The 15,957-nt window shown below is 40.0% G+C and carries 16 protein-coding genes; 8 read left to right on the forward strand and 8 right to left on the reverse strand.

The annotated features are described in order from the left end of the window. Positions 1 to 159 precede the first annotated feature (159 nt). Positions 160 to 1,047 carry a PEP-CTERM sorting domain-containing protein gene (locus VB693_RS10070; protein WP_323266143.1) on the forward strand — a complete coding sequence of 296 codons (888 nt, stop codon included), beginning with the start codon at positions 160 to 162 and terminating at the stop codon, positions 1,045 to 1,047. 138 nt (positions 1,048 to 1,185) lie between these two features. Here the strand turns inward: VB693_RS10070 and VB693_RS10075 are convergent, their stop codons facing one another. The 4 genes from VB693_RS10075 to VB693_RS10090 form a co-directional block, all read right to left on the reverse strand. Continuing rightward, positions 1,186 to 2,673, reverse strand: coding sequence for a phospholipase D-like domain-containing protein (locus VB693_RS10075; RefSeq protein WP_323266144.1), 1,488 nt, complete (start codon positions 2,671 to 2,673; stop codon positions 1,186 to 1,188). Positions 2,674 to 2,762: 89 nt separating this feature from the next. Next, positions 2,763 to 3,332 (reverse strand): Uma2 family endonuclease, encoded by a 570-nt coding sequence (locus tag VB693_RS10080; protein ID WP_323266145.1) that lies wholly within the window; start codon positions 3,330 to 3,332, stop codon positions 2,763 to 2,765. Between the two features lie 291 nt (positions 3,333 to 3,623). Then, positions 3,624 to 4,412 carry a TaqI-like C-terminal specificity domain-containing protein gene (locus tag VB693_RS10085; RefSeq protein ID WP_323266146.1) on the reverse strand — a complete coding sequence of 263 codons (789 nt, stop codon included), beginning with the start codon at positions 4,410 to 4,412 and terminating at the stop codon, positions 3,624 to 3,626. Further along, positions 4,366 to 4,977: a hypothetical protein gene (locus VB693_RS10090; protein WP_323266147.1), complete on the reverse strand. Its 612-nt coding sequence runs from the start codon at positions 4,975 to 4,977 to the stop codon at positions 4,366 to 4,368. The genes VB693_RS10085 and VB693_RS10090 overlap by 47 nt, the downstream gene beginning before the upstream one ends. A 468-nt stretch (positions 4,978 to 5,445) precedes the next feature. On the opposite strand from VB693_RS10090, the gene VB693_RS10095 reads away from it, so the two are divergent. The 5 genes from VB693_RS10095 (at position 5,446) to purU (ending at position 10,780) form a co-directional block, all read left to right on the forward strand. Then, positions 5,446 to 6,438 (forward strand): ABC transporter ATP-binding protein, encoded by a 993-nt coding sequence (locus VB693_RS10095; protein ID WP_323266148.1) that lies wholly within the window; start codon positions 5,446 to 5,448, stop codon positions 6,436 to 6,438. Further along, entirely contained in the window at positions 6,439 to 7,251 is an 813-nt protein-coding gene (locus VB693_RS10100; RefSeq protein WP_323266149.1) for an ABC transporter permease, read from the forward strand. Between the two features lie 76 nt (positions 7,252 to 7,327). Continuing rightward, a complete protein-coding gene (locus tag VB693_RS10105; RefSeq protein WP_323266150.1) occupies positions 7,328 to 9,091 on the forward strand; it encodes a GldG family protein in 1,764 nt (587 codons plus the stop codon). A 39-nt stretch (positions 9,092 to 9,130) separates the two neighbouring features. Further along, on the forward strand, positions 9,131 to 9,775 hold the full coding sequence (locus VB693_RS10110; RefSeq protein WP_323266151.1) for a DUF4340 domain-containing protein: 645 nt from the start codon (positions 9,131 to 9,133) through the stop codon (positions 9,773 to 9,775). 150 nt (positions 9,776 to 9,925) lie between these two features. Next, positions 9,926 to 10,780 (forward strand): formyltetrahydrofolate deformylase, encoded by an 855-nt coding sequence (purU, locus tag VB693_RS10115; RefSeq protein WP_323266152.1) that lies wholly within the window; start codon positions 9,926 to 9,928, stop codon positions 10,778 to 10,780. A gap of 86 nt (positions 10,781 to 10,866) precedes the next feature. Here the strand turns inward: purU and VB693_RS10120 are convergent, their stop codons facing one another. Then, positions 10,867 to 11,568, reverse strand: coding sequence for a TetR/AcrR family transcriptional regulator (locus VB693_RS10120; RefSeq protein ID WP_323266153.1), 702 nt, complete (start codon positions 11,566 to 11,568; stop codon positions 10,867 to 10,869). 90 nt (positions 11,569 to 11,658) lie between these two features. On the opposite strand from VB693_RS10120, the gene VB693_RS10125 reads away from it, so the two are divergent. Next, positions 11,659 to 12,663: an SDR family oxidoreductase gene (locus VB693_RS10125; protein ID WP_323266154.1), complete on the forward strand. Its 1,005-nt coding sequence runs from the start codon at positions 11,659 to 11,661 to the stop codon at positions 12,661 to 12,663. Between the two features lie 74 nt (positions 12,664 to 12,737). Here the strand turns inward: VB693_RS10125 and VB693_RS10130 are convergent, their stop codons facing one another. Beyond that, positions 12,738 to 13,232, reverse strand: a complete 495-nt coding sequence (locus VB693_RS10130; protein ID WP_323266155.1) for an ureidoglycolate lyase — start codon at positions 13,230 to 13,232, stop codon at positions 12,738 to 12,740. Between the two features lie 124 nt (positions 13,233 to 13,356). Beyond that, complete coding sequence (locus VB693_RS10135; RefSeq protein ID WP_323266207.1) at positions 13,357 to 13,797, reverse strand: DoxX family protein; 441 nt, start codon at positions 13,795 to 13,797, stop codon at positions 13,357 to 13,359. 160 nt (positions 13,798 to 13,957) lie between these two features. Between VB693_RS10135 and VB693_RS10140 the strand changes: the two genes are divergently transcribed. After that, complete coding sequence (locus tag VB693_RS10140; RefSeq protein WP_323266156.1) at positions 13,958 to 14,110, forward strand: hypothetical protein; 153 nt, start codon at positions 13,958 to 13,960, stop codon at positions 14,108 to 14,110. A 147-nt stretch (positions 14,111 to 14,257) separates the two neighbouring features. Here the strand turns inward: VB693_RS10140 and VB693_RS10145 are convergent, their stop codons facing one another. Beyond that, complete coding sequence (locus VB693_RS10145; protein WP_323266157.1) at positions 14,258 to 15,805, reverse strand: ATP-dependent nuclease; 1,548 nt, start codon at positions 15,803 to 15,805, stop codon at positions 14,258 to 14,260. Between the last annotated feature and the right edge of the window lie 152 nt (positions 15,806 to 15,957).

Genomic DNA, 15,957 nt, shown 5'->3' on the forward strand with positions numbered 1-15,957 from the left:
GACTTTTAAGTCACCACTCTTCATTTCTGAATGTGGCTAAGGCACGGAAATAATTTTATGACTAGAAGATTGCATATTTTTCTTATTATCCTCAGATAAATCTAAAAGCCAGATTCTGAATTCTTCCCGAATAATCACTCACAGCTAGGAACACAGACTATGTTTAAACATGGAGTTTTAGCTTCAGTTGCAGGCGGCATAATATTAAGCTTGCTAACGACTGCTGCCGAATCAGCACAGGCATCTACTCTTGTATTTAGTGGATCAGGAGCTACAACAAATACTGCCTTCAATGATTTTCGCACAGCGATCGGCGGTGGCAGCCGCATTAATTGGGATGGTGTTCGTCTTGATGGGACTGATGCTAACCCTAACACTCAAATAATTGATTTGGGAAAAACAGTTGCAATTCCGGTTGATCGCTTCCAAGGTGCGGGTGCGCTGTTTTCAGAGCCTTATGCAGTCAGTGGCGATGGATTTGCTAGTGTCAATCCAGATACAGCAGGCCAGTTTCCCGCCTTCAGTCCGAACAATACCTTTGTGATGTTCGATTTCAACTCCGGCGAGTTTGAGGATCGTTCCATTGACCAAACCTTCGTATTGCCTGGCACAAACATTGCGGCTGGGACACGAGGTTTTGGTGCGATCTTCGTTGATGTAGAAGATCCCACAAGCAGCAGTATCGAATACTTCGGCACTACGAGCAGTGGCAATAAGGTCAGTCTGGGTAAGTTTTTCGTCCCCGTTGGAGCATCAGGAGAGACTCAGTTTTTGGGAGTTCTCTTCGACAACCCTGTTGTGACCGAAGTAGAATTAACCGTTGGGAGTAAAGCCCTATTTAGCTTTGATGGCACGACTATCCAATCATTTGGTAGTGAAGATTTAGCAAATGGTATTGATCTAGTTGCCACCGATGATTTCGTTTTTGCTGTACCAACTTTAGCAACCTTGACTCAAGTCCCAGAGCCAACACCACTCTCTGGTTTTGGGGTTGCCGCATTTGGAGTGATTGGTTTTCTAACAAGAAAGCGTCTCAGAAGGATTTAATTAATACCAATTTTTTTAAGCGTTCGAGGTAGCGTGCCGGAGGCTCTAGCTATGCCGCCGGCTTTACCTTATGCTTTGCTCCAGTCTGAATGACATTTTTATACCCCTTCCAACTTTTCAAACATCCTCTAAGAGATACTATACAAGTGCTTGACTACAAACAATCATCGGAATTGGCTGAGATAATACTGGCAGATGATTATTATTCCATTCCTGCATATTATGTTGTCGGTAAATCTGCACTAGTTGATTAAATAAATTCTGTCCTGTTAAACCATTACGGCGCAAAATGTTTAACTCTCGATGAATAGCTTGAGTTAGGGGGCTGCGAAACACACTTTCTAAAATATTGACTTGAGCTTTTAAATCTTCATCTCTAAGAGATTTAAAAAAAATTCTCAGTTCGCGTAAAATATATCTTTGCCCTTGAGTTAAACGCTGATTATATTGCCGTTCTGATTGACGATGTTTAACTTCTTCGGCAAATTGATATTTGATGGACATCACCACTGAGTTATGATTTTCTGGTAATTTATAGGTTGCAGCATTAGCATCTGATTTGATTGCGCCTAAAATTCGCGGGATATCTCTAGAAATAATCTTGCCGTTATTATCTATCAAAAATAACTGTTGATAACCTTTGATATCTGGTCTATTGGGGTCAGATGCTTCACAAAAAATGAATGTGCCTTTAGATGAAAGAGAAAATTTAGCTGTACGTATTCCATGTCCCACAACATCGGAAACAAAAGTACCGCCATAGTCTCTAATGTTTTGGACTGCATGATTAACGGCAACTTTTTGGAACTCTGCTAATTGTTTAGTAATTTTATTATCTTCTAAAATTAGGTCTTTGGGTTCTGTATCTTCTAAACGGTCTTTGACTAAACAATAAAGAGTTTTCATGTAAACATCATAAGGACTGACTGAAGCAACAGCCCAAGATTTTTGCATTTCTTGCATTAAGGCTGCATTAAAATCTTCTGCTTCGTTCCATAGTTCATTAAACGAATCAGTTAATTCTGTATGGTTGTCGTTACCGTGAATCATGACATTGAGTTCGGTATTGTGAGTAATACCGGAAAGGGTCAGATTAGATGAACCAACAATTGCAATACCTTTTTCGGTGCGTTCTAGGGGTCTACCTTGGCTATCATAGACAGTACCGTAGTCAAATATATAGGCTTTGGCGTGTAAAGTTCCTTTGGTGTAAACGCGGACATGAAGCCGTTTTTCTGCTATCATCTGCACGAGATTTTTTACTAATATCTCGGCTGCATCTGTTTGATCCATTAGTTCTATACTAGAACGGATATTGGCAGATGTATTGTTAGTTATCTGTTGTACTTCTGTTCTTTTGGGATAGTTTTGGGCTTCAATTTTATCGGCAATTAATTCTAGTCGTCGATATCCTTGGGCGATTTGTTCTATGGTTTTATTGTTGCTGGTGTTACCAATTAATAAGCGTAATTCTTTGATGTTTGTTAGTTTTTCTGCTATGGCGGTGAAGCCGGAAAGGAAGAAGTAACCGACGGCAAAATGTGCAGATGATGATGATGTGAGAATACAGTTGATTTGGTCTACTAATTTCTGTTGGCGATTGTCTATAATGTCATGTATAGGCATAAGTAAAAGAGTGTAAATAATTGAATTTTATAGTATATGTATTATATGTAGGGTGTGTTAGGCGTAAGCCGTAACGCACCGAAAGCTCCTTATATATTGATGACATCTTCGTAAATTTCTGGCATTGTGAGGGTTAATCCTATTGAGTTTAATTTTAATTCGTCTCCCTGGTTTAATATTTCTAGTGTCCAATTCCCTTGAGTGTCTTGGCGATAAACTTCAATTTTGATTTCATCTTGGGAAACTAATACATATTCTTGTAAGCTTTGTAATGTACGGTAATTGACAAGTTTTTCTCTTCTGTCTGTTAGTTCTGTGCTGGGTGATAGGACTTCGATAATTAAGCAGGGAGAGTTTAAGTAAAAGCGGTCTTTGTCTTCTGGGTCGCAGGTGACGGTGACATCTGGATAATAAAATAGGTTTTTGGCTTCGTTGGCTAGTTTGAGTCTGATTTTCATGTCAGCCATGAAGACGCTACAGGAACTACCCCGCAGATGGGAACGCAGTCTTGAGTAAATATTCCCTGATATGAGATTGTGTTCTTTGCTACCACCAGACATGGCGAATATTTGTCCGTCCAGGTATTCGTGACGGGTTTCGCTGGATTTTTCTAGTTCTAGGTATTCTTCGACGGTGAAGAGGTTTATGGGTGAGTACATGGTTTTACTTTGTTAGTCTCTTCTCTATTATCTGTAGGAAACCCAAGGTTGGATTTTCTGCGCTGAGAGTGATGTCTTTTTTGTTTCGCGCATTCGCCCTTGGCGTTCCCGCAGGGTAGGCGCAAAGGCGCAAAGAGGAGGGATGGAGAGTTTAGGAGTTAAAAGGGTGGGTAAGTAAAATGGTGTAAAAGTTTGTAGTGAGGACTTTAGTCCTCTCTTTGAGATGTTAGGGGAAGACGGAAGGGCTAAAGAAAGCCCTTACTACGAACTCAATTTACATTGCTTGACATTTTATAGTCCGTAAAGGGCGGCTACTCTTTCATCTATTTCTTTTTCCCAGGTTTCGCAGTTTACGCCTTTTGCATCTAGGCATTTTTGGACTAGTTGAGATATGGTTTCTTTTTCTGTGGTGGAAGCAATAGGTATGGGAATTTTACTCATGTATATACTGCGTAGTTCTAGGGTATTCCCTTGGATTTGAGAACAAATATTTTTGAGATATTTCCATACATTATTTGAATTTAATACGCCTAGTAAATAAAGTTCTGATGAGGGGATAATAAAACATTTATTATTCGGAAATAGCCCTTTATTGTCAATTGTAAAGCGTGATTCTTTAGCCATTTCTGGATAAATTATTTTAGGCTTCTCGAAGGAAGATATATATTGCATTTGTGGTTGTTGTAATTCATACCAGTTTTGTTTTGTGGCTCTATTTTCTAATTGTTGGCGATATAGCTGTAAATGTTCTATTACTCCTGGAAATTGATTTATATCAATTCCATGATATATATATAGTAAATATTTATTTTTATATTCAATACGCCATTTACGAACATTATCGCCTACCACCAAAGGTTTAATAATATTATTGTTGTTTGCATTGATTGTGATAAGTTCTTCTTTTTGGATTTCATCAATGTAAAATGCGTTGTTATATCCACTAACTATCCCACGGTAAATTTTTCCTTGAATATACTCATTTAATGGAATACCTACTTTTTCCATCTGCTTAATTAAGCTTGTAGAAGCATCAGTTGCTAATATCCAAGTTGACCCTATAATTGCACCATCTAGCAAGATATTTCCGATATGTGTTAAAAAATTCTTGGGTGACGGCTTCTACATCAAATTCTTGATCATGGCGTGTTTGAATTTCTAATGGTGACGCATTAGCGGGAATATCTTCTAAATCTAAGCGACTGATTATTTCTGAGGCGGTGCGTAATTGTTCGTCTTCTCCAACGGTAATACGACGGAAAAGTTTACGTTTTTGGAGGGTGTTATCGTATTTGACGTTGAGAAAGTGCCAGCGAGAATGAGATTTATTAGAAAATATAAATAGTGCATAGGGGTGTTCTTTTAAAAGATGATCTACAATTTTTCTTTCCCCTTGTCTAGATAATTCTTCAGATTTTAGTCGTGAGTAAATTACATGAAAGGCGTTATTAGTCCCACCTGATGCTAATAATAGGGGTTCTTCTATCAGTTCGTTAGCAACTGCTTCAGTTAGTTTCCGCCGCGAAAGGGTTTGATTAATTCTTTCGTAGTTTAATTGACTCCAAAATAATTTTTTGAGGGTGTCGATGTTTTTAAGATTTCGGAGTGAATCTAAGACTGACTGTTGTAGTTGTAAGGTGAACATAATATGGAGGTAAATTTTTGGTATAAGTCTGCACGGCAAGGTGTGGCTACTATTTGAAGTAGCAGGAGGAGGTTTGATTAAACGCAGAGGTACGCTGAGGTTTACGCGGAGGTACGCGGAGGTTTAATTAGTGTGAGAAATTTTGATAAGTTTAAATTGAGGTGTTAGGCATTTATGGGTGATGCTTAACAGTAAATAAGGGCAATTTATAGATGATTAATCTTTGAAAATTTTATGCTTAAAGTTAACTTTATATTTTTGATACTTGCCTCAGTAATGGCACTGATTTAAAGGAAATTTTACACCTTGCACCAGTTTTTCATGCCTTACACACCTATACTTCTGGGCAACTTGTGGGCAGTTTTTCACGTCAACGAGTGAGCGATGAGCCTGGCACTGATCAAGAGTGTCGGTAAAATGTCACTATTGTTGAGTACCCTAGTTTAAGTTGCGATCGCTAGATAACCGATGATTGAAGTTGAACATCTCAGTAAAATTTACGGTTCTACCTCAGCAATTACTGATGTAACTTTTAATGTTGAACCGGGGGAAATTGTAGGGTTTCTGGGGCCGAATGGCGCGGGAAAAACTACAACGATGCGAATTTTGGCGGGTTATCTCCCAGCTAGTAGTGGTACAGCTAAAATTGCTGGCTTTGATGTCCATGAAAGTTCTTTGGCTGTGCGTCAACGCATTGGCTATTTACCGGAAACGCCGCCGTTATATCCTGAGATGACGGTGGAGGGATTTTTGCATTTTGTCGCCCATATTAAAGGTATATCAGCAGGCGATCGCGCCGCCAAGGTGAAAGCAGCTATCAAACGTTGCAATTTGCAAGAAAAAAGTCAGGTAATTATTCGCAAGTTATCTAAAGGATATCGTCAACGGGTCGGGATTGCTCAGGCGATCGTTCATGATCCCCCAGCAATTATTTTAGATGAACCAACGGTGGGACTTGACCCCCGACAAATTATTGAGGTACGCAACTTAATTAAAAGCCTCGCCGGGACACACACAGTTATCCTGTCTACCCACATTCTCCCAGAGGTGAGTATGACCTGTAACCGCGTCACCATCATTAATCGCGGTCAGGTAGTTGCAACTAATACACCAGAAAATTTGATGACGCAGTTGACAGGCGGTGCAGGCTATGAAATAGAAATTGAAGGAGAAGCCGCCCTAGCCAAGCAGGTATTGCAAAACATCGCAGGTGTAAATTTGGTAGAGTCTGTACCTGTGAATGATCCTAGAGAAAACCGTGCCTACTTGCGGGTGCTTTCACAGGCGGGAAGCGAACCAGGAAAAGATATAGCTACAACTTTAGTCAGTTCTGGATTTAGTTTGCATGAAATGCGGCGTGTTAGTGCCACCCTCGAAGATGTATTCTTGCAACTAACCAGGGAAGAAAAAAATTTAGCCACAATTGACAAATCACCAGCTAGTGAAGGAGAAAAAGCGTAAATGGGTATAGTCCTGAGTAACATTATTGCCATTTATCGGCGAGAGTTACAGACTTATTTTGTCTCGCCTTTAGCTTATGCGATCGCTGGCGTGTTTTGGTTGATCGGCGGCTTATTTTTAGTGATGATTTTGCTGGGGCCAGATGGAATTTTACCAGCCGTCGCCTTTATCGATTTACAAGGACAACAATTAAACGTCCCAGTCCCACCTATTGATGTCCCCTACGAATTTATTAAAGCTTTTTTAGACCGCATGGGTTGGCTGTTGTTATTTATTTTGCCGATTCTCTCAATGGGACTCTATGCTGAAGAACGCAAACGGGGAACTTTAGAACTCCTAGCCACCTCCCCCATTACCAACTGGGCTGTAGCTGTCGGTAAATTACTAGGGGTAGTGACATTTTTTACTACTTTGATTTTACCGCTAATGGTGTTTGAAGCGATCGCCATTAGCAGTTCTAATCCCCCCCTATCACCTGTAATTCCCTTAGTGGGACACTTGGGTTTAATCTTATTAGCGTCGGCAATTCTATCTTTAGGAATGTTTATTTCGTCGTTAACGGACAGTACAATCCTCTCTGCTGTTTTCACTTTTGCTTTAGTTATATTGCTGTTATTTGTTGATTTAATCGCTAAAAGTATTGGTGGCCCCATAGGTGAAATTATTGGTCATTTTTCTTTGCTAAAACATTACAACACAATGATTCAAGGCATCTTTGATAGTAGTGCCTTAGTTTTATTTGGCAGTTACATCTTTTTAGGTATCTTCCTCACCGCGCAGTCAATTGATGCACTGAGATTTCAGAGACAATAGGGGTTTAGGTGACAGGTGATAGGTGACAGGTGACAGGGTAGTAGCAATTATCCCCAATGACTAATGACTAAATAAAATGACAACTATTAAACAAAAACAACTTTGGAAATATTTATTCTTACTGGGGCCGTTTTTCACTGTAGCGGGTTTAACGGCTGGGTTAGTGGCTGAGAGTTGGGGAGTTGTTCCCCTAGTGCTGCTAATTACAGGAATTCTTATTTGTGGCTTGTGGGTAGCTTGGCAAAGTCAGCGCAGTCAATGGTGGAAACGGCGTTCTACTCAAGCTGGTACTAACGCTTTGGTTGCAACTCTGGCGGTATTGCTAATCGTCGGATTAATTAACTTTTTAGCGACTCGCTACCAAGTGCGTACAGATTTAACAGATACGCAATTGTTTACTATTTCCCCCCAATCACAGGAATTAGTCCGTAACCTTAAGCAACCGATTAAACTCTGGGTGTTTGATGTTAACCAAAATCCTCAAGACAGGGAACTGTTAGCAAATTATCGCCGCCAAAGTTCAAAATTTCAGTTTGAGTATGTTGATCCCCAAGGTAGACCGGGATTAGCAGAAAAATTTGGTGTGAAAGATTACGGGGAAGTATATCTAGAAGCTGGCGACAAGCGGCAATTAGTACAATCAGTAAATGTCAATGAACGCCTCTCAGAGATTAAGTTAACAAATAAACTGCAACAATTATATAGCGATCGCATTGCCAAAGTTTACTTCCTCCAAGGTCATGGCGAACATCCCATTACCACTGGTGAAGGGGGAATGTCACAAGCTATTCAAGGTTTAAGCGATAAAAATTACACTGCTTCACCATTAAGTCTCACAGACAATCCCAAAGTTCCTGATGATGCTGATGTTGTCGTTGTGGCTGGCCCCAAACGCGAACTATTTGATGCTGAGGTCAAAGCTTTACAAGCTTATCTCAATGGTGGTGGCAACGTGTTACTCATGGTTGACCCCAATACCAACCCCAACCTCAACAGTTTGCTACAAGAGTGGGGGGTGCGTCTAGATGATCGTTTGGCGGTGGATGTCTCCGGTGCTGGTGTAGGACTTGGCCCTGCTGCACCTATCGTTAGAGATTACGGACAACACCCCATTACTCAAGATTTTCGCAACGGTATTTCTTTTTATCGTCTAGCTAGACCTCTGGAAATTACCCCAGTCGCTGGTGTGCAGTCTACTCCTCTACTCCAAACTAAACCCTATCCCGATAGCTGGGCAGAAAGCGACCTCCAAAGTGAAAAATTAGAGTTTAACCCTGACAAAGACCTCAAAGGCCCTCTAACCTTAGGTGTGGCTTTAAGCAAAACAATACCAGCTAAACCCACAGCCACACCTGCACCAACTACTTCACCCACACCACAGACTCAGGCTAGTCCTACTACTTCCCCGACTACATTACCCACACCCCAAAATCAAGCTAGTCCTACTACTTCACCCACACCCCAAAATCAGGCTAGTCCTACTCCTTCCCCGACTACATTACCCACACCACAGACTCAGGCTAGTCCTACGGAAGCTCCTCAAGCTGAACAGCCGTCTGAAAAACCTGCTACTGAGTCAAGGTTAGTAGTGATAGGGAACTCAGATTTTGTCACAGATAGGATATTCCAACAGCAACTTAATGGTGATGTATTCCTCAACTCAGTCACCTGGCTAAGTCAGCAAGATCAACAACCCCTTTCGATACGTCCCAAAGAACCGAAAAATCGCCGTATCACCATGTCAGCCGCCCAAGCCAACTTTCTCACCTTGTCTTCTGTGATAGTTTTACCCTTAATTGGCTTTATCACCGCCGTTGCTATTTGGTGGAAACGGCGATGAGTATGGGGACTATTGACTGTTGACTATTGACTATTGACTATGAAATTACCAAAAACAACTTTGATTTTAGTTTTACTCGCACTGGGGTTGGGAGGATTCGTTTATTTCTACGAAATTCGAGGTGCAACTCAGCGTGAAGAAGCTAAGGTGAATCAGCAGCAAATTTTCTCTTTTGCTGAAGAGGATGTGCAGGCTTTGACGATAAAGACTGCAAAACTTACCCTGAATTTGGAACGCAACCCTGAACCTAACCCTAAGTGGTTGCTCAAGTCTCCTGTGTCAGAGCCAGCCAATGATGCAATTGTTTCTTATTTAATGGATTTATTGGTTAAGGGGAAGAGCGTTAGCGCAGCTCCACCAAAGGTGGCTCGCAGTTTATCAATTCCAGCTAATCAAGCGGGAGATTTTGGTTTAAATCAACCCCAAGCCACTATCAATATTAAACTGAAGAATCAAAAAACTCATCAGATAGTTTTAGGCAAAGCCGACTTTAACCGTCGTTTCCTCTATGCCCAAGTTGACCCAAATACCCAACCAAATGGCAATATTAATGTGCTGTTGGTATCTACCGATTTTGAAAATGCGATAAATCGAGAATTATCTGAATGGAAACAACCTACAAATCAGGTTGAGCAAACGCCTACACCAAGCACCCCTGAACCGACTCCAACCAATAGCCAATAATATCACAGTAGAACCTAAATACGCGCAACAAAAATCAAAACTTTGCGCTTGCTTCCTTATGCTTGCAATGACGAAAATACGTTATTGTTGCGTAGTTCGTGTATAGGTGAGGTTGGTAATGATATATTATCTTTTTAATTTTCTGTTTTTATGACTGAAGCAACCGCAACCTTACTGATTTCTTGTCCAGATCAACGGGGACTAGTGGCAAAAATTGCCAATTTTATCTATTCCAATGGCGGTAATATTATTCATGCCGATCAACATACAGACTTTGCGGCTGGGTTATTTCTCTCCCGGATTGAATGGCAGTTAAAGGGCTTCAATTTACCGCGAGAATTAATTGGGCCTGCATTTAATGCAATCGCCCAACCTTTAGGTGCTAAATGGGAACTCCACTTTTCTGATACAATCCCCCGTATTGCCATTTGGGTAAGTCGCCAAGACCATTGCCTTTATGATTTGATTTGGCGACAACGCGCTCAAGAAATGTCTGCTGACATCTCCTTAATTATTAGTAATCATGCTAATTTAAAACCAATCGCCGACCAATTTAGTATCGACTTCCATCACATTCCTATTAATAAAGACAATAAACCAGAACAAGAAGCTAAACAACTACAATTACTCCAAGAATACAAAATTGATTTAGTTGTTTTAGCTAAATATATGCAAATTGTTACTCCTGATTTTATTGCTAAATTCCCTCAAATTATTAATATACATCACTCATTTTTACCTGCGTTTGTGGGTGCTAATCCCTATCATCGAGCCTTTGAACGGGGCGTTAAAGTCATTGGTGCAACGGCTCATTACGCCACTGCTGAATTAGATGCGGGGCCAATTATTGAGCAGGATGTAGTCAGAGTTAGCCACCGCGATGAAGTTGAAGATTTAATTAGAAAGGGCAAAGATTTAGAACGCATGGTGTTAGCTAGAGCAGTACGTTTACATTTACAAAATCGAGTTTTAGTCTACGGTAATCGCACTGTGGTATTTGAGTAAATAACTTTTTTTACCCATATTCCGCAGGTATATTTTAAATGTTATTTAAGTTTAAAACCATCATGGGGCAGGGCTTTCAGGATAAATTAACTTAAACTATCCTCTAAATAGCCCGCCATCATTCGTTTCATGTCAGCAATCATACCATCAACATTTCCACCATCTTTCTCAATGTCTTTTTCCTGCTGTATGAGATAACTCATACCTTTATAGAGGGCTTTCAATATCCGCGCAATCTGCCAACCCTGGATGGGGTTCAGTTCCGGACAAACCCGTAGGAGTAAATCGTAGATGGTTGCCAGTATCTCCTGATCGACCTGTTGAGCGGCTTCAGCCATAGTTCCTCCCCCTTCCTGCCCAGCATTTAGATGTCTAAAGGCAGGATGTTTGCGCTCAAAGGCAATCATCGGGTCAATCACTCGATCAACTATCGTGGCAAAATCTAGACCGGACACATCCTGTTGTAGCGAGGTCAACGTATTGCTGCCCAATTGCTGCATATATCGCTCCCCCAACGCTGTGAGGATTGCTTCCTTGTTAGAAAAATACTGGTACACTGAGCCAACTGAAATACCAGATCGCTCGGCTAAAACATTGGTGTTGATAGCTTCTGCCCCTCCTGCCGCCAGCAAATCGGCGGCAGTGTCCAGGATTAAATCACGCCGTCGCTGACCACGCTCTCCTGATGGACTACGGCGGGTTTTTTGTAATGTTGGATTACCATCCTCTGAAACGGTTGACTTCACTGTTTTATTCTCTGGCGATTGACGATGTGAGCTTTTACTCATATACTTCCAAATGTAGGTGTGAGTAATAGCTCACATTAACAAAGTTCGGACTAAATCTACAAGGAACACGCTCACCAGGGGATAACAATCATGAGTGGCAAAACAGCTTTTGTGACTGGAGCGACAGGTCTGCTGGGTAGTAATCTTTGCCAATTGCTAATCTCGCAGGGATGGCAAGTGAAGGGGCTGGTTCGGTCTATTGATAAGGCTAAACGCTTTATGGGAAGCAGTGGAGTTCAATTTGTTCAGGGTGATATTGAGAATGTGTCTGCCTTTGCTCAGGCGTTAAAGGGAGTAGATGTGGTGTTTCACACGGCGGCTTTTTTTCGGGAGTATTATCAGCCGGGTAATCACTGGGAGAAGATGAAGCGCATCAATGTAGATGCCACAATGGAACTTTTGCAAGCGGCAGAAGTGCAAGGGGTAGCAAAAACGATTTTTACCTCATCCAGTGGAGTGATTCAGACCTACCCACATCAGGCTGCTACTGAAACAGCACCTTACAGCAAATTCGCCCAAAAGAACCTTTATTTCAAAACTAAGATTTTGGCAGAACAGGAAATTTATCGGTTTCTGGAGACTAGCCAAATGGATGTGGTGATGATTTTGCCCGGTTGGATGATGGGTCCTGGGGATGCAGCACCGACTTCTGCGGGGCAACTGGTGTTGGATCTACTAGCAGGTAAGCTGCCAGGGATAATTAATGGTGGTGCTTCATTGACTGATGTTCGCGATGTAGCGGCAGTTATGGTTACTGCTGCCGAACGAGGGAAAAGGGGTGAGCGTTACATTGTAGCGGGATCACTGAAAACAATGAAGGATATTGCTTTAGAACTAGAAGCGATTTCAGGGGTGAAAGCTCCGAAAATGGAAATTCCTGATTGGATTGCACTTTCTATCGCTTGGTTGTTGGAAACCTGGGCAGGTTTGACGGGTGGGGTCAACTCTATGCCACTGGCTGGTATCCAAACTTTATTGGAAAAAGCGAACTTAAGTTCAGCCAAAGCTGACCAAGAGTTGGGAGTAACCTTTCGCCCCTTCAGGGATACGTTGAAAGATACAGTATTGTGGTATCAGTCTGAAGGCTATCTATAAAGACCTGTAGGCGATCGCTTTCTTACTGAGTAATATTCTGAAAAAGAAGATGCGATCGCCTATCAAAAAACTGTTTAAACCATTTCTATCTCTATCTGATGGTTTTTTAAGAAATCATATGTGAAATGATCTACAACATTTGTATCGACAAGTTCTAGATTATAAAAATCTACAAACTCATGATCAAAATATGGGCCTGCGTGCCAAGTGCCTTCATTTAACTTAATAAAACAATTACCCGGAATGCGGAAAGCAGCAATTTCTGCTAATACTGGTTCATGCAAATCATTATGGGGAGGACAAACTGCAATTAACCAATCTTTCCCTTCTAGAGAACCTAAACATTGTGTACATTGCACATGGCGAGTAATTTTATGAAACTTACGTCCTCGCTTTTGCAGTCGCATAATATAAAAACGCGGAGTGCCATTTTTTAAGTTGAGTTGAGCATCTTCTAAATCAAAAGCTTTCCCATCATCGCTAGGAAAAATTACTTGTCCATAAAGTTGAAAGTTTTCTGGTGTAATCCATTTCACTTGTAATTGTTCTACTGTTTGTGACGTATTCATAAAATTCTCTGTATAAGGTGAAAGGTAGGAGAAAGTTCGCGTAGCGTGTCGCAGACAAGGTAGGAAGAAAATATATTACTTAGCACCGGCTAAACGCCGCGCTACCGCTAACAGCACTCATTAATTACCATTGTAATTCTTTAGGAATCAGTGACTTAGGAATGATAGAAACTTGTTTTTCTCTATCACTAGGTTTTGTGTACCACCAAGCCCAAGTAATCAGAACTGCTTGTAAGGGAAGTCTAATTGCTTGAAACCAAGACGAATCTGAATATGGGATGTGTTCAATCTGAATATGATTTATTGCCTGGTTAATATTTGCAGGGAAAACCGCAATAAATAATGCAATTATTCCCCACGCCGCAGCTTGACTGACAGGCGGAACTAATAAACCGATACCGCCTAAAATTTCATAAAACCCACTCAAATAAACTAACCCTAAAGGATAAGGAAGTTGTGGGGGCATAATTTTGACGTAGGGTTCTGGGATAGCAAAATGTGTAATGCCAACTATGATGAGAGATACAGCCAGAATTATACGTAAGAGTTCTTTGTGCTTGTTCATGGGTGCGTCTAATTTATTCAATATCTCCACTGTTTCAGTTTGACTAACTAATATCAGCTTGTCTTCACTCAACAGTGGGAAAATTGACGCATATTTTGCCAAATAATACTTACGACTTTAGATTATTGTAGTAACCAAATGACTATTAATCTCAGGTTATATGACACTCAATTTTAGTCGCCGTCAATTTGTCTTGTATGGTTCAGCTACCGTTGCTACCAGCTTACTGCTAAAAGCTTGTAGCCAGACCACGACAACCCCAACAGTAAATAGTGGTGGTGGAGGGTTAAATAATTTTTGCTGTGGTGGATGATGTATTATTTTTGCCTCGCGCAAAGGCGCAAAGACGCAAAGAGAAGAATTTTTATCTATCCTCAAATGGGTTCAAAATGTCTTCAGGTAAAGGTGCATCTTGAAAATTATTACAAGCCAATAGTAATTAGTCACACCTGAATTTCCGTTAATTTAACTTCTGTGATGAATCTCTATTTAATGAGTATTGTATCTGTTTAATAATCTCAATTACTTCACTAGCAGATTCTTGCAACTCAATTTTTGCTTCTTCTGGTTTTTCATCCATCCATTTCATTACTTCCTCAAGAAGAGATTTTTTCCTGTCTTGTCGATGTTTACCACTTGGCATTTGTAATATCACATCTACTTGTGGGTTAAATTTTGCTGGGTAATATCGTTCAAAATCATGCTCGGAAAACTGAAGGAAATTACTCTCATTCCAACCACTACGAGTATATTTACTTTTTAAGTCTTCAATAATTTTCGCCTCGTTATCTCCTCCATCTACAACGACCCAAGCTAAATTTTTATAAATTGGTTGCAGGTGTAAAAAGACAAATAGATTATCAAAATCTCTAAACTTGGTTTCAACCTCATTGAGAGAATTTGCTGAATATGTACGTAGCCTACCTTTCAATTCAGGCACAAACCAAGGTATGAGATAATCTCTGATTATTCTCTCTGCTGAGGATTCTTCAAGAATTAACCAAGCTGACCACAAATCCAAATCAAAAAATTCATACCCCAATTCTTCAAGAACTTTCCGTCTAGCTTCAGGAGTATTATCTACTTCTTGTATGTGCGATGTAGGTAGGCGATTTTGAAACTCCATCGATACTGAAAAAAGCTTAGAATTAGGGCTTGCACCTAAATATTTAGCCACTATATTAGAGTGTGTTGTAATTATAAATTGATTATTGGCTGATTTTTCCCTAATCAAAGTAAGAAGTTTCTTTAACGCTTTCGGGTGAACATCATTTTCTGGCTCTTCAATTAAAAATAATTGATTTTCAGCCATACACAAATCAACAATTAATCCTACTAAGTTTGCAACACCTTCGCCCATAGCATCTAATGGTATATTTGCCTGGTTAGTTACTATATAAGCCGCTTTTTTGCCATTAGGTGAAGCAGTTGATGTAACTTGAAAGCCTATTATATCTTGGCAGGCTTGAAAGTATTCTGAATATGCTGGCATTTGAGGGTTGCATATACGATCAATTTTTGCGTATAGATGAAGCAGATCACCCGTTACAGAATTAGTTATATTCAAATTTATTGATTCGTTAAAACCAGCTACTTTTCTTTTTGAGAGATAGGGATATATAAAATTGTTAGGTTCTTTATTTAATATTTGTTCATTGTTCAAATCATTACTTGAAGGAAAAATCATTCTGTTACCAGCACTGAGAAACTCAAGAGTTATCGCATTTTTTAATATATTTAATTTAAATGAGAATTTATCTTCATAAAAACGTCTTAAAAACTCTACATTTGTATCATCAATCCATAACTGAACATATCCATTATCTTTGGATATTCGTAAATCCATGCTATTTAAACTAAAACCTTGTTGAATCCATAAGATAGACCTTAATAAACTTGATTTTCCCGCATTATTAGAACCTACTATCAGATTAAGTCCTTTAGCAAGTTGAATATTTGCATTAGAAAAGCTTCTAAAATTTTTTAATTCAATTTCAGAAATCCACATATAACTTATTTTGAGAGAGGTCAATAAAGTCTATCAACTATAACATCTCTATAGAGCATTTGTACTATAGAAATGTATCAAAATAATAGGGTAAGTTGTGCAAGTAATCAACTACCCTATCAATGTATTAAAAGCTTCCAAGTAAATAAACT

This window comes from Anabaena sp. UHCC 0399 (genome assembly GCF_034931465.1).
In the GTDB taxonomy this organism is placed as follows: Bacteria; Cyanobacteriota; Cyanobacteriia; order Cyanobacteriales; family Nostocaceae; genus Trichormus; species Trichormus minutissimus.